The sequence below is a fragment of the Pseudomonas extremorientalis genome, assembly GCF_024584605.1.
Classification (GTDB): Bacteria; Pseudomonadota; Gammaproteobacteria; order Pseudomonadales; family Pseudomonadaceae; genus Aquipseudomonas; species Aquipseudomonas extremorientalis.
Genome location: NZ_CP089519.1, coordinates 6,245,151 through 6,267,782 on the forward strand (window position 1 = coordinate 6,245,151; position 22,632 = coordinate 6,267,782).

Annotated in this window: 22 protein-coding genes and 1 pseudogene; 9 read left to right on the forward strand and 14 right to left on the reverse strand. The window is 60.9% G+C overall.

Annotation, left to right across the window (positions count from 1 at the left end; all coding sequences use genetic code 11):
• Nucleotides 1-15: 15 nt before the first annotated feature.
• Nucleotides 16-1,031, forward strand: a pseudogene (locus tag LUU92_RS28440) (RHS repeat-associated core domain-containing protein); the annotation flags it as partial.
• A 16-nt stretch (nucleotides 1,032-1,047) separates the two neighbouring features.
• On the forward strand, nucleotides 1,048-1,662 hold the full coding sequence (locus LUU92_RS28445; protein ID WP_257102949.1) for a DUF6707 family protein: 615 nt from the start codon (nucleotides 1,048-1,050) through the stop codon (nucleotides 1,660-1,662).
• A 92-nt stretch (nucleotides 1,663-1,754) separates the two neighbouring features.
• Here the strand turns inward: LUU92_RS28445 and LUU92_RS28450 are convergent, their stop codons facing one another.
• From LUU92_RS28450 to LUU92_RS28460, 3 genes are all read right to left on the reverse strand, one after another.
• On the reverse strand, nucleotides 1,755-2,030 hold the full coding sequence (locus tag LUU92_RS28450) for an HU family DNA-binding protein (RefSeq protein WP_003176958.1): 276 nt from the start codon (nucleotides 2,028-2,030) through the stop codon (nucleotides 1,755-1,757).
• Nucleotides 2,031-2,221: 191 nt separating this feature from the next.
• On the reverse strand, nucleotides 2,222-3,370 hold the full coding sequence (locus tag LUU92_RS28455) for an NAD(P)/FAD-dependent oxidoreductase (protein ID WP_257102950.1): 1,149 nt from the start codon (nucleotides 3,368-3,370) through the stop codon (nucleotides 2,222-2,224).
• A 37-nt stretch (nucleotides 3,371-3,407) separates the two neighbouring features.
• On the reverse strand, nucleotides 3,408-3,575 hold the full coding sequence (locus LUU92_RS28460; protein WP_015886569.1) for a rubredoxin: 168 nt from the start codon (nucleotides 3,573-3,575) through the stop codon (nucleotides 3,408-3,410).
• Nucleotides 3,576-3,770: 195 nt separating this feature from the next.
• Between LUU92_RS28460 and LUU92_RS28465 the strand changes: the two genes are divergently transcribed.
• Both LUU92_RS28465 and ubiA read left to right on the forward strand, forming a co-directional pair.
• Nucleotides 3,771-4,334, forward strand: a complete 564-nt coding sequence (locus tag LUU92_RS28465; RefSeq protein WP_257102951.1) for a chorismate--pyruvate lyase family protein — start codon at nucleotides 3,771-3,773, stop codon at nucleotides 4,332-4,334.
• Nucleotides 4,334-5,224: a 4-hydroxybenzoate octaprenyltransferase gene (ubiA, locus tag LUU92_RS28470; protein WP_092241626.1), complete on the forward strand. Its 891-nt coding sequence runs from the start codon at nucleotides 4,334-4,336 to the stop codon at nucleotides 5,222-5,224. The genes LUU92_RS28465 and ubiA overlap by 1 nt, the downstream gene beginning before the upstream one ends.
• Nucleotides 5,225-5,352: 128 nt before the next feature.
• On the opposite strand, the gene LUU92_RS28475 is transcribed toward ubiA, so the two are convergent.
• On the reverse strand, nucleotides 5,353-5,730 hold the full coding sequence (locus LUU92_RS28475; RefSeq protein ID WP_071490818.1) for a COG4315 family predicted lipoprotein: 378 nt from the start codon (nucleotides 5,728-5,730) through the stop codon (nucleotides 5,353-5,355).
• A gap of 155 nt (nucleotides 5,731-5,885) precedes the next feature.
• Here LUU92_RS28475 and phoB point away from each other — a divergent pair, with 155 nt between their 5' ends.
• The 3 genes from phoB to LUU92_RS28490 all read left to right on the forward strand — a co-directional run bounded on the left by phoB (nucleotide 5,886) and on the right by LUU92_RS28490 (nucleotide 9,553).
• Nucleotides 5,886-6,575: a phosphate regulon transcriptional regulator PhoB gene (gene phoB / locus LUU92_RS28480; protein ID WP_003176964.1), complete on the forward strand. Its 690-nt coding sequence runs from the start codon at nucleotides 5,886-5,888 to the stop codon at nucleotides 6,573-6,575.
• 81 nt (nucleotides 6,576-6,656) lie between these two features.
• Nucleotides 6,657-7,943 carry a phosphate regulon sensor histidine kinase PhoR gene (gene phoR / locus LUU92_RS28485; RefSeq protein WP_256572938.1) on the forward strand — a complete coding sequence of 429 codons (1,287 nt, stop codon included), beginning with the start codon at nucleotides 6,657-6,659 and terminating at the stop codon, nucleotides 7,941-7,943.
• Nucleotides 7,944-8,212: 269 nt separating this feature from the next.
• Nucleotides 8,213-9,553 carry a hemolysin family protein gene (locus tag LUU92_RS28490; protein WP_010207573.1) on the forward strand — a complete coding sequence of 447 codons (1,341 nt, stop codon included), beginning with the start codon at nucleotides 8,213-8,215 and terminating at the stop codon, nucleotides 9,551-9,553.
• A gap of 3 nt (nucleotides 9,554-9,556) precedes the next feature.
• Here LUU92_RS28490 and LUU92_RS28495 read toward each other — a convergent pair whose 3' ends face one another.
• The 8 genes from LUU92_RS28495 to LUU92_RS28530 form a co-directional block, all read right to left on the reverse strand.
• Nucleotides 9,557-10,219, reverse strand: a complete 663-nt coding sequence (locus LUU92_RS28495) for a M23 family metallopeptidase (protein ID WP_071490820.1) — start codon at nucleotides 10,217-10,219, stop codon at nucleotides 9,557-9,559.
• Nucleotides 10,220-10,409: 190 nt separating this feature from the next.
• The gene (locus LUU92_RS28500; protein ID WP_071490821.1) at nucleotides 10,410-11,321 is read right to left on the reverse strand and encodes a response regulator; all 912 of its coding nucleotides are present in this window, start codon (nucleotides 11,319-11,321) and stop codon (nucleotides 10,410-10,412) included.
• Between the two features lie 168 nt (nucleotides 11,322-11,489).
• The gene (gene phoU / locus LUU92_RS28505) at nucleotides 11,490-12,251 is read right to left on the reverse strand and encodes a phosphate signaling complex protein PhoU (protein WP_058424288.1); all 762 of its coding nucleotides are present in this window, start codon (nucleotides 12,249-12,251) and stop codon (nucleotides 11,490-11,492) included.
• Between the two features lie 70 nt (nucleotides 12,252-12,321).
• Nucleotides 12,322-13,155 carry a phosphate ABC transporter ATP-binding protein PstB gene (gene pstB, locus LUU92_RS28510; RefSeq protein ID WP_025856391.1) on the reverse strand — a complete coding sequence of 278 codons (834 nt, stop codon included), beginning with the start codon at nucleotides 13,153-13,155 and terminating at the stop codon, nucleotides 12,322-12,324.
• Nucleotides 13,156-13,224: 69 nt separating this feature from the next.
• A complete protein-coding gene (gene pstA, locus LUU92_RS28515) occupies nucleotides 13,225-14,895 on the reverse strand; it encodes a phosphate ABC transporter permease PstA (protein WP_071490822.1) in 1,671 nt (556 codons plus the stop codon).
• Between the two features lie 15 nt (nucleotides 14,896-14,910).
• Nucleotides 14,911-16,944, reverse strand: coding sequence for an ABC transporter permease subunit (locus LUU92_RS28520; protein ID WP_170856048.1), 2,034 nt, complete (start codon nucleotides 16,942-16,944; stop codon nucleotides 14,911-14,913).
• Nucleotides 16,945-17,328: 384 nt separating this feature from the next.
• Complete coding sequence (locus LUU92_RS28525; protein ID WP_049710887.1) at nucleotides 17,329-18,315, reverse strand: phosphate ABC transporter substrate-binding protein PstS; 987 nt, start codon at nucleotides 18,313-18,315, stop codon at nucleotides 17,329-17,331.
• A 218-nt stretch (nucleotides 18,316-18,533) separates the two neighbouring features.
• The gene (locus LUU92_RS28530; RefSeq protein ID WP_257102952.1) at nucleotides 18,534-19,823 is read right to left on the reverse strand and encodes an MFS transporter; all 1,290 of its coding nucleotides are present in this window, start codon (nucleotides 19,821-19,823) and stop codon (nucleotides 18,534-18,536) included.
• Nucleotides 19,824-20,281: 458 nt separating this feature from the next.
• Here LUU92_RS28530 and LUU92_RS28535 point away from each other — a divergent pair, with 458 nt between their 5' ends.
• Both LUU92_RS28535 and LUU92_RS28540 read left to right on the forward strand, forming a co-directional pair.
• Nucleotides 20,282-20,686, forward strand: a complete 405-nt coding sequence (locus tag LUU92_RS28535; RefSeq protein ID WP_003176975.1) for an acyl-CoA thioesterase — start codon at nucleotides 20,282-20,284, stop codon at nucleotides 20,684-20,686.
• Nucleotides 20,687-20,744: 58 nt separating this feature from the next.
• Nucleotides 20,745-21,644, forward strand: a complete 900-nt coding sequence (locus LUU92_RS28540) for a D-hexose-6-phosphate mutarotase (protein ID WP_257102953.1) — start codon at nucleotides 20,745-20,747, stop codon at nucleotides 21,642-21,644.
• A 62-nt stretch (nucleotides 21,645-21,706) separates the two neighbouring features.
• Here the strand turns inward: LUU92_RS28540 and LUU92_RS28545 are convergent, their stop codons facing one another.
• Both LUU92_RS28545 and LUU92_RS28550 read right to left on the reverse strand, forming a co-directional pair.
• A complete protein-coding gene (locus LUU92_RS28545; RefSeq protein WP_071490826.1) occupies nucleotides 21,707-22,243 on the reverse strand; it encodes a DUF3299 domain-containing protein in 537 nt (178 codons plus the stop codon).
• A gap of 78 nt (nucleotides 22,244-22,321) precedes the next feature.
• Entirely contained in the window at nucleotides 22,322-22,567 is a 246-nt protein-coding gene (locus LUU92_RS28550) for a GlsB/YeaQ/YmgE family stress response membrane protein (protein ID WP_058424295.1), read from the reverse strand.
• Nucleotides 22,568-22,632 lie beyond the last annotated feature (65 nt).

Genomic DNA, 22,632 nt, shown 5'->3' on the forward strand with positions numbered 1-22,632 from the left:
GTTGTATTTAAAAGCGCTAGCCTTGACAACCTGTACGGTCAAACCTTCGCCTACGACGCCGCCGCCAACCTGCTGGACGGCCCGCAGGCTGGCGCTGGGTTGGTGGTGCATAACAAGCTGCTGACCTATTAGGACAAGCGTTATCGCCATGGCGAGTTTGGCAGCTGGGCCGACGCATCGAAAAAACCTAGCATGGCCGTGACGGGTATCCGCTGGGAGAAACGCAGTTTGTGTGGGATGGACTGCGGTTGTTGCAGGAGCATAAACACAGCCAGACCAGCCTTTATGTTTACGACGATGACGGCTATGAACCGCTGGCCCGCATCGACGGCCTTGGTCCGCTACAGAAGATTCGCTACTACCACAACGATCTGAATGGCTTGCCGGAACAACTGACCGAGGCCGATGGGCACCGCGTCTGGCAGGCGACTTATCGGGTGTGGGGCAACACACTGGAAGAGGTGCGCGAGCCTTATTACATCGAGGAGCAGAACCTGCGGTTTCAGGGGCAGTACCTGGATCGGGAGACGGGGCTGCATTTCAATACGTTCAGGTTTTATGATCCGGATGTGGGGCGGTTTACGACGCCCGACCCTATTGGGCTGGCGGGCGGGATTAATCTCTATCAATACGCGCCGAACCCTATCGTCTGGACTGACCCCCTTGGATACAAGGGTTGCAACGTCAAGGCAGGAGATGGCAAGACACACGATATCGTTCTTGAACTGACCAGGAAGCAGTACAAGCAGACGTTCGGTCACATCGCTGATGTCATCAAGGCGCGAGGAAAAAATATATTCACTATTGATCGCCTGGGCGCGGCAGATAACCGCAAAGCCTCTCTGGCCGGTCACCCGTCCGTCAAGGCACTGGATCGGGATGAATTCCCGATGGCGATGTTCAAAGAAGGTGGCAAAGGGGCTAGCGTCAGGTACATCGACCCTAGCGACAACCGAGGCGCAGGCTCCTCGATCGCGCATGCCCTGAGCGGCTATGACGACGGGACCCGAGTAAAAATAGTCGTGAAGTAACCGATTGGAGATTTCCATGCAGATCACAGAAGCACTTGACTCACTCTCTGCTGCCAGCGGCCCATTGGCAGACCGCGTGTCGAAAGTGGCAGCCAAATACAATAAAACTCAGAAGTCACGTATCGAATCGCTGACCCGTCTGGCTTACCTGTTGTACGTCATCAATGAAAACGACCTGGCCGAGCAGCTCACTGCACCGCTGAGCAAAATCCCTTTTGAAAATAACTATGACTATTGGGTCTGGATCGAGGCGTCACTGGTACTCAACGGCACCCTGGCGAGGGCGCGCGGTGATGAGCCCGTGTACGCTGATGCGCTTGCTCGTGTATTGGCGGCGCTGAACACCGGAAACGAGCTGCAAGTCACGGTGAAGCGCAACACCCATGAACGCTTTGTAAGAGGCGAGACCTTGAGCCTGGACAAAATCCAGGACGCAGAGAACGAGGGCGACTTTGCGACAGAGGGCAATCAACGTGTCACTTACCTGATGAGCCTGTTAAAAATTCAGTTCTTTGATAAACCCGAACATTACCCGCACGAAAAGATAAAGGCCGATATCGAAGAAAATGTCGCCAGAATCAATGAAATCATTGGCAAGATCGGATTAGAAAAGCTCACGCCATTCAAATGAAGTCTTGTTTAATCCAATAAAAAATGGGCACCCGACCCAGTCGGCGTGCCCATTTCTCCTACCACCCCGCCCCCTTCGAGACGGTAACGCTATTACGCGTTGACAGTGTCTTTCAGCGACTTGCCCGGCTTGAACGCAACGGTGTTGCTCGCCTTGATCTTCACCGGCTCACCGGTTTGAGGGTTTTTGCCAGTGCGAGCGCCACGGTGGCGTTGCAGGAAGGTGCCGAAGCCAACCAGGGTGACGCTGTCCTTGCGGTGCAGGGCGCCGGTGATTTCTTCGAGAACGGCGTTGAGGACGCGGTTGGCCTGTTCTTTAGTGAGATCGGCTTTTTCAGCGATGGCGGCTGCGAGTTCTGGTTTACGCATAAGTGAAGCCTCTTTGACGGTTTTTTGTTGTTATGTCCGTGCTGCTCTCTTCTGGAGCAGCGCCCAAAGCGCCGCAGGCTCTACTCTGCGGCAGACGGGAGTGAGGATGGCATGCCCTCGCACGCTCCGCCAGTCTAGCGGCGACCTTTCTGGAGGGAAAAACGTGTTTATTCCGACAGAACGACCGGTATTTACGCCAGCAACGGCGGAAGTTCTTTGTTGAGGGCGAGTTTTTCCATCACGGCGCTGCCAGTCAGTGCGTAACCCAGCAGGCGACCGCTGGCGTCACGGCACAGGGCCTTGATGTCGGCGCCCTCGCCTTCGACACTCCAGACGCCTTCGGTGCCCCGAGGCGGTGGCGAAACCACCAGCGGGCAGACCGGGGTTTTCACGGTCACCGGCATCGGGCCGTAGCTGACGGCAGTGGCGTTGCCGGCCAGGGTCTGGGCCAACGCACGGGCGCAGCTCATCAGCGGCATCACGTACAGCAGGTTCAGGCCGTCGACCTCGGCGCAGTCGCCCATGGCGTAGATATTGGCGTGGGAGGTTTTGAGATGGCGGTCCACCATGATCCCGCGATTGGTCTGCAGGCCGGCGGCGGCGGCCAGGTCGACGCGTGGGCGCAGGCCAATGGCCGAGACCACCAGGTCACAGGCGATCACTTCACCGTCCGACAGGTGAGCTTCCAGACCATCAGCGGTGCGCTGCAGGCGATTCAGCACCGGGCCCAGGTGGAAACGCGCGCCGAGGCCTTCGAGGCCGGCCTGTACCGCGGCGGCGGCGGCCGGGTGCAACAGGGTCGGCATGACTTGCTCGCACGGTGCCACCAGGTCGATTTCATAACCGCCCAGGATCAGGTCATTGGCGAACTCGCAGCCGATCAGGCCGGCGCCGAGCAGCAGCACACGGCGCTTGCCGGCAGCGGCGGCACGAAAGCGTGCGTAGTCTTCGAGGTCGTTGATCGGGAAAATCAGGTCAGCCGCATCGCCTTCAATCGGCACACGGACGGTTTCTGCGCCCCAGGCCAGGATCAGGTCGCGGTAGGCCACCGCCTCCTCGCCGATCCACAGGCGCTTGTGACCGGGGTCAATGCCGCTGACGCGGGTGTGAGTGCGCACTTCGGCCTTGAGTTGCTCGGCCATGGCGCCCGGTTCAGCCATGCTCAGGCCATCGGCTTGCTTGTTCTTGCCAAACCCGGTGGAGAGCATGGGCTTGGAGTAGGAGCGCCCGTCATCCGCAGTGATCAGCAGCAATGGGGTTTCGCTGTCGAGCTTGCGAAACTCACGGGCCAGGTTGTAACCGGCCAATCCGGTGCCGATGATCACGACAGGTGCGTTCATTCCTTTCTCCTTGTAATACTTTTCTGAAAATCGAGAATCAGCCGATTTCGATCATTTCGAAATCCATTTTGCCCACGCCGCAGTCCGGGCACAGCCAGTCTTCCGGGACGTCTTCCCAACGGGTGCCAGGCAGAATTCCGTCATCCGGCCAGCCGTCCTTTTCGTCGTAGATCAGGCCACAGACGACACATTGCCACTTCTTCATTACTTGTTCCTCAGGAGTCCAGGCTTCTTGGCCGACGGTCGATAGACCCGCATTGCCGTACGGCTCAGGGCGTTTTGTACTGATGGTGGCCGGCAGATGCAAGCATGATCGACGCAAACAGCCGGTTGCCTCCGGCAAAAACGTTGGACACCATGGTAAGCTCGCCGCCTCTTTTGCTGCCGATACTGACTCACCGTGCCGCACTCAATCGACCCTCCCGATGCTTGCCAATGGTTGACCCAGAGCCTCCTGGCCCCTGTACCCACGTCCTTGACCCTCAATTGGCTGTTCAACGAAGACTCGCTGACGCGGCGGTTGACGTGGCTGTCCAACGACTGTTTCAGCGTCACGCCACTGTTCGAAGGCTGGCAACCGCTACGCGATGACGAATGTGCCGCCCTGGCGCTGGCGCCGGCCAGTATCGGTTGGGTGCGCGAGGTGTATCTGCGTGGGCATGGTCAGCCGTGGGTGTTCGCACGCAGTGTGGCCGCACGCGGCGCTCTGCAGGGCGACGGCCTGCATATGGATGAGTTGGGCAGCCGGTCCCTGGGCGAACTGCTGTTCTGTGACCAGGCCTTCACCCGCCAGGCCATCGAAGTGTGCCATTACCCTCGGCGCTGGTTGCCAGCGGCCGATCAGGTCGACGGGCTGTGGGCACGCCGCTCACGCTTTGATCGCGGGCCGCTGAGCGTGCTGGTCGCGGAAGTCTTCTTGCCCAGTTTCTGGCACGCGCTACACGCCCATCCGGAGAATTGCTGATGTACCAACGTCTGCTCAAGTCCCTGAACCACCTGAACCCCAGGGCCTGGGATTTCATTCAACTGACCCGTATGGACAAGCCCATCGGCATCTACCTGCTGTTGTGGCCGACCCTATGGGCGCTGTGGATCGCCGGCAAAGGCTCGCCTTCTTTAATCAATATCGTGATCTTCGTGCTCGGCGTGGTGCTGACCCGTGCCGGTGGCTGTGTGATCAACGACTGGGCCGACCGCAAGGTCGACGGCCATGTGAAGCGCACCGAGCAACGCCCGCTGGTGAGCGGCAAGATCAGCTCCAAAGAGGCGCTGGTGTTTTTTGCCGTGCTGATGGGCATCAGTTTCCTGCTGGTGCTGCTGACCAACACCACCACCATCCTGCTGTCCCTCGGTGGCCTGGCCCTGGCGGCGAGCTACCCGTTCATGAAGCGCTACACCTATTACCCGCAGGTGGTGCTGGGGGCGGCGTTTTCCTGGGGCATGCCGATGGCGTTCACTGCCGAAACGGGTCACCTTCCCGCTACGGCCTGGCTGCTGTATATCGCCAACCTGCTGTGGACAGTGGGTTACGACACGTATTACGCGATGACCGACCGGGATGACGACTTGAAGATCGGCGTGAAATCCACCGCCATTCTATTTGGCGATGCGGATCGCGTGATCATCCTTACGCTGCAAGGGCTGTCGTTGGTGTGCCTGTTGCTGGCGGGGGTGCGATTCGAGTTGGGTGGCTGGTTCCACCTGGGTCTGCTGGGCGCGGCGGGCTGTTTTGCCTGGGAGTTCTGGTACACCCGGGACAAGGACCGCATGAAGTGCTTCAAGGCGTTCCTGCACAACCACTGGGCGGGGTTGGCGATATTTGTCGGGATTGTGGCGGACTATGCGTTTCGCTGAGGTTTTTGTGACGATTGTCCCGACCTCATCGGGGGCAAGCCCCCTCCCACATTTGGAATGTGTTCCCCTGTGGGAGGGGTGGTACGACGATTCGACTTGCCCCCGGTGATTTCAGCGGCACCGCGTCATCAAGGCTTGATCACGTGCCACGCCCCACCTTTGCCATCACCGGTCTTGTCACCGGCCTTGTGGTCATCCTTGTAGGTGTAGACGGGCTTACCGTCATAGGCCCACTGGCTGGTCTGGTCATCGCGGGTGATAACGGTCCATTTGCCCATCGACTTGTCAGTGGACTCTGCCTTCAACGGCGGCCAATTGGTCGCGCACTGGTCCTTGCACACGGACTTGCCGTCAGCGTCCTTGTCGAAGGTGTAGAGCGTCATGCCCTTGTGGTCCACCAGCATTCCGTCTTTGGTCATCGCCGGCTCCGCCGCAAATGCCAGGCCCGGCAGCGTCAACGCAGCCGTCACCAGCAGGGCTTTCCAGGAAATCGTGCTGTAAGTCATCGGAACCTTCCTTTTGTGGTTGTCAGGATTCGGACTCAAAGCGTAGTCCAGAGAGGCGGGAATTGCCCGAGCGACTAAATTACTGTCACACGACTGCAATAATTCCGTTATCTAATGCGGCGCAAGACAGTTAAATGACAAGAGGATTTTCGAGCATGGTTGGCAGGAGCATTCTGATTGTTGACGACGAAGCGCCCATCCGCGAGATGATCGCCGTTGCGTTGGAAATGGCCGGCTATGACTGCCTGGAGGCGGAGAACTCCCAGCAGGCCCATGCCATTATCGTCGACCGCAAGCCGGACCTGATCCTGCTGGACTGGATGCTGCCCGGCACCTCCGGCATCGAACTGGCCCGCCGCCTCAAGCGTGACGAGCTGACCGGGGACATCCCGATCATCATGCTCACCGCCAAGGGCGAAGAGGACAACAAGATCCAGGGTCTGGAAGTCGGTGCCGATGACTACATCACCAAACCTTTTTCCCCACGGGAGTTGGTAGCGCGCCTGAAGGCCGTACTGCGCCGCGCCGGGCCTACCGATGGCGAAGCGCCTATCGAAGTCGGCGGCCTGCTGCTGGACCCGATCAGCCACCGCGTGACCATCGACGGCAAACCGGCCGAGATGGGCCCCACCGAATACCGCCTGCTGCAATTCTTCATGACCCACCAGGAGCGCGCCTACACCCGTGGCCAACTGCTGGACCAAGTGTGGGGCGGCAACGTGTACGTGGAAGAACGCACCGTGGACGTGCATATCCGTCGCCTGCGCAAAGCTTTGGGCGATGCCTACGAGAATCTGGTACAAACCGTGCGCGGCACTGGTTACCGCTTCTCTACCAAGGGCTGAGCCAATCGGATCCTGACTTAACAGCTGACAAGGACGCATGTTCAAGTGAACCAAAACTGGCATGGCACCCTGATCCGCCACATGCTTTTGCTGATCACCGGCTGCCTGCTGGTTGGGCTGGTCAGCGGCTATTACGGCTGGAGTCTGGCAGTCGGCATCGCGCTGTACCTGGGCTGGACCCTCAAGCAACTGCTGCGCCTGCACGAATGGCTACGCCAGCATAAACCCGATGAAGCACCACCCGATGGCTACGGCCTGTGGGGCGAGGTGTTCGACAGCATCTACCACCTGCAACGTCGCGACCAGCGTGTGCGCGGCCGCCTGCAAGCGGTGATTGACCGGGTGCAGGAGTCCACCGCCGCGCTCAAGGACGCGGTAATCATGCTCGACAGTGACGGCAACCTGGAATGGTGGAACCGTGCCGCCGAGACCCTGCTGGGCCTCAAGACACCCCAGGACAGCGGCCAGCCAGTGACCAATCTGGTGCGCCACCCGCGCTTCAAGGAGTACTTCGAACAGGAGAACTACGAAGAAGCCCTGGAAATCCCCTCGCCCACCAATGACCGCGTACGCATCCAGCTGTACCTGACGCGCTACGGCAACAATGAACACCTGATGCTGGTGCGCGATGTCACCCGCATCCACCAGCTGGAGCAGATGCGCAAGGACTTCGTCGCCAACGTCTCCCACGAGTTGCGTACACCGCTGACGGTGATCTGCGGCTACCTGGAGACGCTGCTGGACAACGTCGACGAGATCAACCCACGCTGGAGCCGGGCCCTGCAGCAAATGCAGCAGCAAGGCTCGCGCATGCAGACCCTGCTCAACGACCTGCTGTTGCTGGCCAAGCTGGAAGCCACCGATTATCCGTCGGACAACCAGCCGGTGGCCGTGCAAAGCCTGTTGCAGACCATCAAGAACGACGCCCAGGCCCTCTCCGGCCAACGCGGGCAGCAGATCAGCCTGGAAGCCGACCCGGCCGTGCTGCTCAAGGGCAGCGAAGGCGAGTTGCGCAGCGCGTTTTCCAACCTGGTGTTCAACGCCGTGAAGTACACCCAGGACAAAGGCAATATCCGCATCCGCTGGTGGGCCGACGAACAAGGCGCGCATTTGAGCGTGCAGGACTCCGGCATCGGTATCGACGCCAAGCACCTGCCGCGCCTGACCGAGCGTTTCTACCGTGTCGACTCCAGCCGCAATTCCAACACCGGTGGCACCGGGCTCGGCCTGGCGATCGTCAAGCACGTGCTGCTGCGCCACCGCGCACGCCTGGAAATCAGCAGCGTGCTGGGACATGGCAGCACGTTTACCTGCCATTTTCCGCCGGCTCAGGTGGCGCGCTCGCGAGCCCTCAGCAACGACGAGTAATCCAAATACACCACGGGCCTACATGTGGGAGGGGGCTTGCCCCCGATGGCGGCGGGTCAGATATGAATGTGCTGCCTGACATACTGCCATCGGGGGCAAGCCCCCTCCCACAGTGGACCGGTGTTGTTTTAGAGAGTGCATTCCAAGCCCCGCCCGGCAGTGGGCACTAGGCAAGCGCCCCGTCAGCCGCTACATTGGCCGACTTGCGCCTGCCTTTCAGGCCCGCCTGCCACCCCTTACTGAACATACGGAACCTGCAAAACCCCATCATGGACCCTTCCCCTGGTATCACCCTCGCGACACTCTTCGCCGACTTCGGCATGATTCTTTTTGCTCTGATCCTGGTACTGCTCAACGGTTTCTTCGTTGCGGCGGAATTTGCCATGGTCAAACTGCGCGCCACCCGGGTCGAGGCCATCGCCCACAAGAACGGCTGGCGCGGGCAGATCCTGCGCACCGTACACAGCCAGCTCGACGCCTACCTGTCGGCGTGCCAGCTGGGCATCACCCTCGCCTCCCTGGGCCTGGGCTGGGTCGGTGAGCCGGCCTTCGCGCACATCCTCGAGCCGCTGCTGGGCGCCGTGGGCGTCGAGTCGCCGGAAGTGATCAAGGGCGTGTCGTTCTTTGCGGCGTTCTTCGTGATCTCCTACCTGCACATCGTGGTCGGCGAGCTGGCGCCCAAGTCTTGGGCGATTCGCAAGCCCGAGTTGCTGTCGCTGTGGACGGCGGTGCCGCTGTACCTGTTCTACTGGGCCATGTACCCGGCGATCTACCTGCTCAACGCCAGCGCCAACGCCATCCTGCGCATTGCCGGCCAGGGCGAGCCTGGCCCGCACCATGAACACCATTACAGCCGCGAAGAACTCAAGCTGATCCTGCACTCCAGCCGTGGCCAGGACCCTAGCGACCAGGGCATGCGCGTACTGGCCTCCGCCGTGGAAATGGGCGAGCTGGAAGTGGTGGACTGGGCCAACTCCCGGGAAGACCTGGTAACCCTGGACTTCAACGCGCCGCTCAAGGAAATCCTTGCGCTGTTCCGTCGCCACAAGTTCAGCCGTTACCCGGTATATGACGCGGTACGCAACGAATTCGTGGGCCTGTTGCACATCAAGGACCTGCTGCTGGAACTGGCGGCCCTGGACCACATCCCCGAGTCGTTCAACCTGGCCGAGCTGACCCGCCCGCTGGAGCGTGTGTCGCGGCACATGCCGTTGTCGCAGCTGCTGGAACAGTTCCGCAAAGGCGGCGCGCACTTCGCCCTGGTGGAAGAAGCCGACGGCAAGATCATCGGCTACCTCACCATGGAAGACGTGCTGGAAGTGCTAGTGGGCGATATCCAGGACGAACACCGCAAGGCCGAGCGCGGCATCCTGGCCTATCAGCCGGGCAAGCTGCTGGTGCGTGGCGACACGCCGCTGTTCAAGGTGGAGCGCCTGCTGGGCGTGGACCTGGACCACATCGAAGCCGAAACCCTGGCCGGCCTGATCTATGACACCCTCAAACGGGTGCCCGAGGAGGAAGAAGTGCTGGAGGTTGAAGGCTTGCGCATCATCATCAAGAAGATGAAAGGGCCGAAGATCGTACTGGCCAAGGTGCTGTTGCTGGATTGACCGTCAATTGCCCAATGCAAAATTGGGCAATGCACCGACCGGCTGGTTGAACTCATATGGGATCGAGACCAGCCCCGCCTCGGTGGCGCGCTGCACCACAAAATGCAGATGCGGCCCGCTGCTGTTGCCGGTATTGCCCGACAACGCCAGCGGGCTCCCCACCGCCACATGCTGCCCGACCCGGACGCTGACCGAACCTTGCTTGAGGTGCAGGTACACGCCCTCGGTGCCGTCGTCGTGGCGCACCCTCACGAAATTCCCCGACGCATCACTGCCGCGTCCGGCCTGCGCGTTTTCGGTCTTCACCACCATGCCACTACGCGCCGCAATGATCGGCGTGCCTTCGGGCATGGCGATGTCCATCGCATAACGACTTTTGGCATCGGTGTGGCTGAAGCTGCCGTTGGGTCCCTGGGTCATGCGGAAAGGACCGCCACGCCAGGGCAAGGGGTAGCGATAGGCTTGTTGTGCACGATTGGGCTTGGGCACGACAAGCATCGGTCGCTCAACCTTGCGCTCCTGGATCACGAACGCCAGGGCGCCCGGCGTATACCGGTCGCTGATAAACACCAGGCCATTGGCATCGACGGATTTGTAGAGGGTCATGGCCTGGGCCGACATAGCGACCGTCGCCAACCCGCAGCACAGCAAGAAGCGCATAAGCATGGCGTAAACCTGCCGGGATGACTGAACGGCAGGTTAGCAAGGGATCATGACAACTCTATACGCCACAATGGAGATCCCAATGTGGGAGGGGGCTTGCCCCCGATTGCGGGATGTCAGCCACCGACTGCTTAGCTGAACCGCCGTCATCGGGGGCAAGCCCCCTCCCACAGTTGTACGGTGTCCCTCAGGATCACGCACCCGGCACAAAATGCTTCTGTGCCGTACCGCGCGCAATCAGGCGGGAGATGTAGTCGAGCTTCTGCGCATCCTGGTCAATAAACCGGAAGGTCAGCTGCAGCCAATCGCTGTCCGGCTTCGGTTCGAAGGCGACGATGGCGTGCAGGTAGCCATTGAGGCGGGCCACTTCGGCGTTTTCGCCTTGCTCCAGGTCGAGCACGGCGCTTTCCAGTACCTGGGGCAGGACTTCACCGCGACGCACCACCAGCAGCGCTTCCTTGATGCTCAGCGCCTTGATCACGCATTGCTGGGTGCCACTGGACAGGCGCAATTGGCCCTGGCCACGACCGCCAGCCGGCGCAGCCGCTATCGGCGCCTGCACCGGTGGGCTGTTGAGCAACCCTTTGTTAGGCGCAGGAGCGGCAGCCGCAACAGGAGCCGCACGCGCCACTTCGGGTTTGCCGCCGGTCAGGGCGCTCAAGGAATCGTTGCCGAAAGCCGAGTTCATCTTGGTCGGCGCGCTGGCGACCAGGGCGTCGAGGCGACCGATCTTGTGCAGGGCCTGCTTGACCTTGTTCAGCAACTGCTCGTTGGTAAACGGTTTGCTGACGTAGCCGGAAACCCCGGCCTGGATAGCCTGGACTACGTTCTCCTTGTCGCCACGGCTGGTGACCATCACGAACGGCATGGCTTTGAGGTGAGGCTGCTCGCGGCACCAGGTCAACAGCTCAAGGCCGGACATCTCTGGCATTTCCCAGTCGCACAGCACCAGGTCGAAGGTCTCGCGCATCAGGATGGCCTGGGCCTTTTTGCCGTTCACCGCATCTTCAAGCTTGATCCCGGGGAAGTAGTTGCGCAGGCACTTCTTCACCAGGTCGCGGATAAACGAGGCGTCATCCACCACCAACACACTGACTTTACTCATCGACCCTTCATCCTATAAAAACTTCGGCACGCAAGACGCCTGACTGATGGCATTTTGCCAAAAACTCTGCAGTCACGTTGGGACTTTCTCGTGCCCCCTCGCTGAAAAATTCGGACCCGCAAACAAAAACGCCCGACCAAAGGCCGGGCGTTAATTTCTCGGGCAACCTTACTTATCGTCAGGTACGCCCGGAACATTAGGGATTTGATCGACTGAACCTTCAACTTCGGCCTTCATGCGCTTGAGGCCCATGTGCCGCACGTCGGTGCCGCGCACCAGGTAAATCACCAGTTCGGAGATATTGCGCGCATGGTCGCCAATCCGCTCCAGGGAGCGCAGCACCCAGATAATGCTCAAGACCCGCGAGATAGAGCGCGGGTCTTCCATCATGTAGGTGGCCAGCTCACGCAGCGCAGTCTTGTACTCACGGTCGATGACCTTGTCGTACTGGGCCACCGACAGTGCCAGTTCGGCGTCGAAGCGGGCAAAGGCGTCGAGCGCATCGCGCACCATGTTGCGCACCTGGTCGCCGATGTGGCGCACTTCCACGTAACCGCGCGGCGCTTCGCCTTCTTCGCACAACTGGATGGCGCGTCGGGCGATCTTGGTGGCTTCGTCGCCGATGCGCTCAAGGTCGATCACCGATTTGGAGATGCTGATGATCAACCGCAGGTCGGACGCCGCCGGCTGGCGACGGGCGAGAATGCGCAGGCATTCTTCGTCGATATTGCGTTCCATCTGGTTGATCTGGTCATCGATCTCACGCACTTGCTGGGCCAGGCCCGAGTCGGCCTCGATCAGCGCGGTGACCGCATCGTTGACTTGCTTCTCCACCAGCCCGCCCATCGCCAGGAGGTGGCTGCGCACTTCCTCGAGCTCGGCGTTGAACTGCGCGGAGATGTGGTGGGTAAGGCCTTCTTTGCTAATCATGTTGGCGTCCTTGGAGCGTCCGGTAAGGTGCGGATAACCGCAGCGTCAGTGCAATCAGAACCACAGCTTCCTAGCCGTAGCGACCGGTGATGTAGTCTTCGGTCTGCTTCTTCGCCGGATTGGTGAACAGGGTATCGGTGTCGCCGAATTCCACCAGCTTGCCCATGTACATGAACGCGGTGTAGTCGGAAACCCGCGCCGCCTGTTGCATGTTGTGGGTCACGATAACGATGGTGAACTTGGACTTGAGTTCGTAGATCAGTTCTTCGACTTTCAGCGTCGAGATCGGGTCGAGAGCCGAGCAGGGTTCATCGAGCAGCAACACTTCCGGCTCCACGGCGATTGTGCGAGCGATCACCAGACGCTGTTGCTGGCCGCCGGACAGACCGAGGGCCGAGTCGTGCAGGCGGTCCTTGACTTCGTCCCACAGCGCCGCGCCTTTCAAGGCCCACTCGACCGCTTCGTCGAGGATGCGCTTCTTGTTGATGCCCTGGATACGCAGGCCGTAGACCACGTTTTCGTAGATGGTCTTGGGGAACGGGTTGGGCTTCTGGAACACCATGCCCACGCGGCGACGCAGCTCGGCCACATCTTCGCCCTTGCGGTAAATGTTGGTGCCGTAGAGGTTGATGGCACCGTCCACACGGCAACCGTCCACCAGGTCGTTCATGCGGTTGAAGGTACGCAGCAGCGTGGACTTGCCGCAGCCCGACGGGCCGATGAAGGCGGTCACGCGCTGCTTGGGAATGTTCATGCTGACGTCGAACAGCGCCTGTTTTTCACCGTAGTACAGGCTCAGGCCCGGCACTTCGATGGCCACGGTTTCCTGGGCCAGGCTCAGGCTCTGCTTGTCGCGACCCAGGGCAGACATGTTGATGCCGTGGGTGTGGGTGTCTTGCTGCATGGGATGCTCCCTGTGCTACCAATTCATTGTGTGTGGGAGGGGGCTTGGCCCCTCCCACATTGAAAAGCTTTAGCTGTCCAACGCTTTGTATTTTTCGCGCAGGTGGTTACGGATCCACACTGCCGACAAGTTGAGCGTGGCGATCACCAGCACCAGCAGCAACGCGGTGGCGTACACCAGCGGCCGGGCGGCTTCGACGTTGGGGCTCTGGAAGCCGACGTCATAGATGTGGAAGCCCAGGTGCATGATCTTCTGGTCCAGATGCAGGTACGGGTAGTTGCCGTCCAGCGGCAACGACGGCGCCAGTTTCACCACGCCCACCAGCATCAGCGGCGCCACCTCACCGGCGGCGCGGGCCACGGCGAGGATCATGCCGGTCATCATTGCCGGGCTGGCCATCGGCAGCACGATCTTCCACAGCGTTTCCGCCTTGGTCGCACCCAGTGCCAGGGAGCCTTCACGCACAGTGCGAGGAATTCGCGCCAGGCCTTCTTCCGTGGCCACGATCACCACCGGCACCGCCAGCAGCGCCAGGGTCAGCGAGGCCCACAACAGGCCCGGCGTGCCGAACGTCGGCGCCGGCAGGGCTTCGGCGAAGAACAGCCGGTCAACCGAGCCACCCAATACATACACGAAGAAGCCCAGGCCGAACACGCCGTAGACGATGGCCGGTACGCCGGCCAGGTTGTTCACGGCGATACGGATAACCCGCGTCAGGGTGTTCTGCTTGGCGTATTCACGCAGGTACACCGCCGCCAGCACGCCGAACGGGGTCACGATCATCGCCATGATCAGGGTCATCATCACGGTGCCGAAGATGGCCGGGAAGATCCCGCCTTCGGTGTTGGCTTCCCGTGGGTCATCGCTGAGGAATTCCCAGACCTTGCTGAAGTAGAAGCCGATCTTGGTGATCGTACCCATGGCGTTCGGCTGGTAGGCGTGCACCACTTTGCCGATGCCGATTTCCACTTCCTTGCCGTTGCCGTCGCGAGCGGTCAGCGCGTCGCGGTTGAACTGGGCGTGCAGGTCGGCCAGGCGGGCTTCGATGTCTTGGTAACGGGCATTCAGCTCGGCGCGGTCGGCGTCCATGTCGGCCTGTGCGGCGGCGTCGAGCTTGCCTTCCAATTCCAGTTTGCGGCCATGCAGGCGGATACGTTCCAGGCCGGCGTTGATCGCGCCGATGTCGGATTTTTCCAGGGTCTTGAGCTGGGCAGCCAGCTTGTTGACGCGGTCTACCCGGGCCTGCAGCTCCGGCCAGGCGGCCTCGCCTTCGGCAATGACCTTGCCATCCTGCTTGACGTTGACCAGGGTGCCGTAGAAGTTGCCCCACTCACGCCGCTCGATGGTCATGAGGTTCGCCGGCGTGGTCTGGTCCTTGAGCCACTCGCCGACGATCCAGGTGAAGTCGTTGCCGTTCAGGTCACGGTTGCCGACCTTGATCAGCTCGCGGGTCATGAACTCAGGGCCCTGGTCCGGCACCGGCAGGCCGGCGCTTTTCAGGCGTTCGCGGGGCACTTCTTCCTTCTGCACCACTTCGCCGATGACGATATGGTTTTCCTGGCCCGGCACGTTGTAGTTGGCCTGGATCAGGTCGGCCGGCCAGAAATGGCCCAGGCCACGCACGGCAATCACGGCCAGCAGACCAATGGTCATGATGACCGCGATGGACACCGCGCCACCGCTGATCCAGACGCCGGGGGCGCCGCTCTTGAACCATCCATTCAGGGAGTTCTGTTTCACAGACTTCTACCTTTCTTAAAGCGACGAGTATTTCTTGCGCAGACGCTGACGGATCAGCTCGGCGAGGGTGTTCATGATGAAGGTGAACAGCAGCAGCACCAGCGCCGAGAGGAACAGCACGCGGTAGTGACTGCCGCCCACTTCCGACTCGGGCATTTCCACGGCGACGTTGGCCGCAAGCGTTCGCAGGCCTTCGAACAGGTTCATCTCCATCACCGGGGTGTTACCGGTGGCCATCAACACAATCATGGTCTCGCCTACCGCACGGCCCATGCCGATCATCAGTGCCGAGAAAATGCCCGGGCTGGCGGTGAGGATGACCACACGAGTCATGGTCTGCCACGGCGTGGCGCCCAGGGCCAGGGAACCCAGGGTCAGGCCGCGCGGTACGCTGAACACGGCGTCTTCGGCGATGGAGTAGATGTTCGGGATCACCGCGAAACCCATGGCCAGGCCGACCACCAGGGCGTTGCGCTGGTCGTAGGTGATGCCCAGGTCGTGGGAGATCCACATGCGCATGTCGCCGCCGAAGAACCAGGTTTCCAGGTACGGGCTCATGTACAGCGAGAGCCAGCCCACGAACAGGATCACCGGGATCAGGATCGCGCTTTCCCAGCCATCCGGTACGCGCAGGCGCAGGGATTCAGGCAGGCGGCTGAAGATGAAGCCGGCCACCAGGATGCCGATCGGCAACAGCATCAACAGGCTGAAAATGCCCGGTAGATGCCCTTCCACATACGGCGCCAGGAACAGGCCGGCGAAGAAGCCGAGGATCACCGTCGGCATGGCTTCCATCAACTCGATCACCGGCTTGACCTTGCGGCGCAGGCTCGGGGCCATGAAGTAGGCGGTGTAGATCGCGGCGGCAACGGCCAGTGGCGCGGCCAGCAACATGGCGTAGAACGCGGCCTTCAAGGTGCCGAAGGTCAACGGGGCCAGGCTCATCTTGGGTTCGAAGTCGGTGTTGGCGGCGGTCGACTGCCAGACGTATTTAGGCTCGTCGTAGTTTTCGTACCAGACCTTGCTCCACAGCGCACTCCAGGACACTTCCGGGTGCGGGTTGTCGAGCATCAGCGGCTGCAGCTTGCCGCCCGCCTCCACGATCACGCGGTTGGCCCGTGGCGACATGCCGTACACGCCTTGGCCGTCGACCACCGGGTCCACCAGCAGGGTGCGGTGGGCGGTGCTGTGGAATACGCCGAACTGGCCGGACGCGTCGAGGGCGGTGAAGCCCTTGCGGCGCTCTTCGGCGGAAATTTCCACGATAGGCGTGGTGCCCATCTGGAAGGTACGGATCTGCTTGAACCGCTGTTCGCCATCCGGGTCGCGGGCCATGAACCACTGGGCCAGGCCGCCCTTGGAGTTACCGATGATCAACGAGATACCGCCCACCAGCTGCGTGCTCGCGGTGACTTCGGCAGTCCCGTCTTCCAGCAGTTTGTAGCGACCATTGAGGCTCTTGTCGCGCAGGCTGAACACATCGGCCAAGGCACGGCCGTTGATCACATACAGCCATTGCTGGCGCGGGTCGATGAAGATTGCCTTCACCGGCTCGGTCATCTGTGGCAGCTCGATGCGCTTCTGCTCGCTGGTGACTTCGCCGGTCATCATGTTTTCTTCGCGGCTCAGGGACAGCACATTCAAGTGCGAACCTGCGGAGCCTGCCACCACCAGGGACGAATCCGTGGCGTTGAGGGCCACGTGTTCCAGCGGGCGGCCGGCGTCATCCAGCACGATCGGCGTTTCACCGTAGGGGTATTCGATCGCCGGCGTGATGGTTTTCTTGCCGTCCGGGTAGGACACCTTATAGGTGTGGCGGAATACCAGGGACTGGCCATTGGATAGACCGAGGATCACCAGCGGGCTGCCGGGCTGGTCTTCACCGATAGAAGCAACGCTGGTGCCGGCGGGCAGGGGCAGGTCGACACGCGTGAGCTCGGCACCGGTCTCGACATTGAAGAACAGCGCCTGGCCCTTGTCGGAAACCCGCATGGCGACCTGGTTCTGTTCTTCGAGGGAGATCATCAGCGGCTTGCCCGCGTCCTGGATCCAGGCCGGGGTCAGTGCGTCTTCCTTGGTCAACGAGGCGCCTTGAAACAGTGGCGCGACGACGTAGGCCAGGAAGAAGAAAATCAGGGTGATGGCGCCGAGGACGGCGAGGCCGCCGACCAGCACGTACCAACGGGTCAGGCGATCCTTGAGCGCGCGAATGCGGCGCTTGCGTTGCAGCTCAGGCGTATTGAAGTCAATGCGCTTGGGGGGAGAAGTCGTCGTCATGGTGGAATTGGCCAGATCATTCATGCGCACACCCTAGCGATCCTGTATGACAGAAAGATGACAGTGCAGTGACGCAACAAATCCGCCGCGAAGCAAGGCTGGCAGCGGACTAGAAAATTCGGATGCGGGGCCGGTACGCCGGCCCCGCAGAGGCAATCAGTTGCCTTCTTTCAGACCCAGGTCAGCCAGGGCCTTGGCGGCGACTTTGGCTGGCAGTGGGATGTAGCCGTCTTTCACGACAACTTCCTGGCCTTGTTTGGACAGCACCAGTTTCACGAACTCGGCTTCCAGCGGGGCCAGAGGCTTGTTCGGCGCTTTGTTGACATACACGTAGAGGAAACGCGACAGCGGGTATTTGCCGTTCAGGGCGTTTTCTTCGCTGTCTTCGATGAACTCAGTGCTGCCTTTCTTGGCCAGGGCCACGGTCTTCACGCTGGCAGTCTTGTAGCCGATGCCCGAGTAACCGATGCCGTTCAGCGAAGAGCTGATCGACTGCACGACAGAAGCCGAGCCTGGTTGTTCGTTCACGTTTGGCTTGTAGTCGCCTTTGCACAGGGCTTCTTCCTTGAAGTAGCCGTAGGTGCCGGACACCGAGTTACGACCGAACAGTTGCACCGGCTTGTTGGCCAGGTCGCCGGTCACGCCCAGATCACCCCAGGTTTTCACGTCGGCTTTGCCACCGCACAGGCGAGTCGAGGAGAAGATCGCGTCGACTTGTTCCATGGTCAGGTGCTGGATCGGGTTGTCCTTGTGCACGAACACGGCCAGGGCATCCACCGCAACCGGAATAGCGGTTGGCTTGTAACCGTACTTCTGCTCGAAGGCCGCCAGTTCGGTGTCCTTCATCTTGCGGCTCATCGGGCCCAGGTTGGAGGTGCCTTCGGTCAGCGCTGGTGGCGCGGTGGCCGAGCCGGCAGCTTGAATCTGGATGTTGACGTTCGGGTATTCCTTTTTGTAACCCTCGGCCCACAGGGTCATCAGGTTAGCCAGGGTATCGGAACCAACGCTGGACAGGTTGCCCGACACACCAGTGGTCTTCACGTACGCCGGGATTGCCGGATCAACACCAGCGGCCACCGCGTTGGCGGTCGCAACGCCAGCAGCGACAAAAGTCATTGCCGCCATCAAACGTTTCAGTTTCATGCCTTGCTCCTAGCAGATAGGGATAATTGGATCGGGGCCAAGTATCGGGAGGCCGTGTGAACACTCTATGTCTGGAATGTGACAATTAGATGAAAGGCCACTATTCAACGACGCCACGAAAAGCGCGCAGGCACGAGGCCCGGGAGGGAGAGATTAAGGCTTGGAAATACGTTGAAACGTGATCGTTCCCAGGGCCGGGAACGATCGTCATCCATGGCTTAGCGCGAACGCTTCCACAAATACCCACCCACTACCATCCCCATCACACACAGGGCGGCAACATAGTAGGCCGGACCCAGCGGGCTTTCCTTCATCAGCAGCGATACCGCCAGCGGCGTCAGCCCGCCGAACACGGCGTAGGCCACGTTGTAAGAGAACGACAGGCCGCTGAAACGCACCACGGGCGGGAAGGCCTTGACCATCAAGTAGGGCACCACGCCGATGGTGCCCACGAACAGACCGGTCAGGGTGTACAGCGGGAACAGCCAGTCAGGATGGTTGAAGAGGCTGTGATAGAGCGTCCAGGATGTGGCCAGCAACAGCGCACAACCGATCACCAGTACCCGGCCGGCACCGAAGCGATCAGCCAGGGCGCCGGAGGCGATGCAGCCCAGGCTCAGGGTGACGATGGCCAGGCTGTTGGCCTGTAATGCCACGGTCGGGCTGAAGTGATAGAGGGTCTGCAGCACGGTCGGGGTCATCAGGATCACCACCACCACGCCGGCCGACAGCAACCAGGTCAGCAACATCGACAAGACGATGGCGCCACGGTGGTCGCGCAGCACCGCGCGCAACGGCAACTCGGCGGCCAGTGCCTTGCGCTGCTGCATCTCGGCGAAGATCGGCGTTTCATGCAGCCAGCGGCGCAGGTACACCGACAACAGGCCGAACACACCGCCCAGCAGGAACGGGATACGCCAGGCGTAATCCGAGACTTGCTCCGGGCTGTAAATAGTATTGATGGCGGTGGCCACCAGCGATCCCAGCAGGATCCCGGCGGTCAGGCCGCTGGTCAGGGTGCCGCAGGCGTAACCGATATGCCGTGGCGGTACGTGTTCGGAGACGAACACCCAGGCGCCGGGTACTTCGCCGCCAATGGCAGCGCCCTGGATGATGCGCATGAGCAGCAACAGGATCGGCGCCCACAGGCCGATCTGCGCGTAAGTTGGCAGCAGGCCCATGATCAGGGTGGGCACGGCCATCATGAAGATGCTCAGGGTGAACATCTTCTTGCGGCCCAGCAGGTCGCCGAAGTGCGCCATGATGATGCCGCCCAGGGGGCGCGCGAGGTAACCGGCGGCAAAGATGCCGAAGGTCTGCATCATGCGCAGCCATTCGGGCATGTCGACCGGGAAGAAGAGTTTTCCGACCACGGTGGCGAAAAACACGAAAATGATGAAGTCGTAAAACTCCAACGCCCCGCCCAAGGCAGACAGCGACAGGGTTTTGTAGTCGTTGCGGGTCAGCGGGCGCGAAGGTTGCGCACTGCTTGCGGGCACGGAGGACATGGCAAGGCTTCTCTTATAGTAGTCGGGACGGCAAGCCCGGGACTTGCGGCAGGCATGGCAAGATAGCAAATCGCTCGCAAAAGCACAGCGGTGAGCGAATAACCGTTCAACCGCGCGAATTATTCCGCTTTCCTGAGCGTTATCTGCGCACAGAAGCACAGTTGCCGGAAAAAGCCGCAATACAGCCGCGAATTGCCGACCAAATGAACGCCCAGAGGTCGTCGTGGCGACAACGTGTCGATATACTCGGCCCTTGCAAGCGCAAGACCCCCAGTCTTGAGGGGCTGCTGTGCCAAACCGTCGTTGGAAGCCGTCCAGCCGATTTGGCAGAGCTTCCCTTTAGTACGCCTTACGAGAAACGCATCACGCGGAGTATGTTGGTGCTGAAACGTTTTTCCATAAGACGGCTATCCACTTGAAATACCCATGAAGCGTTACGGGTCAGAGGCACCCTTGGCATGATCGAACTCGAACAAGAAGATCCTATCCCGCAAGGCGATCTCGCCCTGCAAATCACCGCCCTGCCGCGTGAAACCAACGGTTTTGGCGACATTTTCGGCGGCTGGCTGGTCGCACAGATGGACCTGGCCGGCACCGCGATGGCAAGCAAGGTCGCGGGCGGGCGTGTAGCCACCGTGGCCATTGATCGCATGGCGTTCCTGGTGCCGGTCGCCGTGGGCGCGCAGCTCTCCTTCTATACCCAGGCCCTGGAAATCGGTCGCAGCTCGATCCAGATGATGGTCGAAGTGTGGAGCGACGACCCATTGTCCAGCGAATGGCGCAAGGTGACCGAGGCGGTGTTCGTGTTCGTCGCCATCGATGGCAGTGGTCGCACGCGTTCGGTGCCGTCGCGCGCACGTTAAACCTCACCGGGTTTTGACGGTCAATTGCCCCATTGCCTGCCATGAAGAGTGCTTTGTTATGCCGACACCCCACGTTGAATCCGTGAAAATCGACGAGTTGGACTGCTGGCGCATCCGCCACAACGGCGCCGAACTGATGGTGGCCCGACAGGGCGCACATATCTTCAGTTACCAGCGCGACGGCGAGCAGCCGCTGATCTGGCCGAACCCCGAAGCGGTGTTCACGCAGGGCAAAGGCATCCGCACCGGCGTGCCGGTATGTTGGCCGTGGTTTGGCGTGTTCGACCGTAACCCGCAGAGCGTCAAGGCGATGCGCCAAAGCGATCAGCCGGCCGGCGCCCATGGTTTCGTGCGCACGGCGCTGTGGGAATTGGCCGCGAGCGCGCTTGAAGGTGAGGCACTGCGGGTGGACTTGGTACTGCCAGTCCCAACAGGCGGCTTTCCTGGCTGGCCCCACGAGGTCGATCTTAAACTGAGCCTGTTGCTGGACGATCAGTTGCACATCCACCTGACCAGCCATAACCGTGGCAACGATACCGTGACCCTCAGCCAGGCACTGCACACCTATTTTGCGGTGAGCGACGTGCGCAAGGTGCACGTCGAGGGACTGGACGGAGCGGCGTATATCGATACCGCTGACAACTGGGCAACGAAGCAGCAAGCCGGGTTGCTGCATTTCACCGGCGAGACTGACCGTATCTACCTCGATACGCCTGCACAGCTGAGTATTGTCGATAAAGATTGGCAGCGCCGTATCCAGCTCACTGCCGAGGGCTCGACGTCAACGGTGATCTGGAACCCCTGGACCGAACGTGCCAAGGCGTTTGATGACATGGCTGACGATGGCTGGACGGGCATGTTGTGCATCGAGACAGCCAATGTGCTGGATGATGTGGTGAGTCTGGCACCCGGTGAAAGCCACACCTTGGGCGTGAGCATCAGCGCTGTCGCCCTGTAAGAACGACAATCAAAATGTGGAAGGGGGCTTGCGGCCCTCCCACATTGGTTATGCGCAGCCCTTTAAAGATCGGATTCCTTGACCACGCGTACTTTTCCGGCGTCCAGCGCATAAGCGGCATCCGCCAGATCGTTATTGACCTTCTCCACCTTCAACGTGCCCGTGACCCACAGCGGCGTATAGATATCATCCAGCTTCAGTCCTTTTGGATAACGCACCAACACCAGCTGGTTCGGCGGCGGAGGCGGCACGTGGATGCACGCCCCAGGGTAAGGCACCAGGAAGAACAGCGTGCTGCGGCCCTTGGCGTCGGTCTCCAACGGCACCGGATAACCGCCGATGCGGATGTTCTTGCCATTCATGGCCGCCACGGTCTTGGTTGAATACATCACCGCCGGCAAGCCTTTGCTCTGCTTCAGGCCACCCTTGTCGGTGAACGTGCCTTGGGCCTCGGGCGAGTTGTGGTCGATCTCGGGCATGGCTTCGAGGGCTTTTTGATCCGACAGCGGCATCAGATCGAGCCAGTCGGTTTCCGGCAGTTCGCCGGCGTGCGCCAGGCCAGGGCCCAGCAGGAGGAGTATCAACAAAAGACGGCGCATGGAGAGGCTCGGCAAGTACAGGTGGCGAGCATTCTAGCCCTCCGCGCCTGCGCAGCGCAGAGGGCTTCGTCGCTTAGATCATTTCTTTTTCAGCAGGCCGTAGATCACCAGCAGCACGATGGCGCCAATCAGCGCGCCGAGGAAGCCAGCGCCCTGGCCTGCCTGGTAGATGCCCAGGGCCTGGCCACCATAAGTGGCGACCAACGAACCCGCGATGCCCAGCAGGATGGTCATGATCCAGCCCATGCTGTCGTCGCCTGGTTTCAGGAAACGCGCGAGCAGGCCGACGATCAAGCCGATAAAGATGGTTCCGATGATACCCATGGCACTTCCCTCTGAATGTAGGTGAGCTATGCCAAAGCCTAGTCAGGCTTTGGCATCCTGCAATC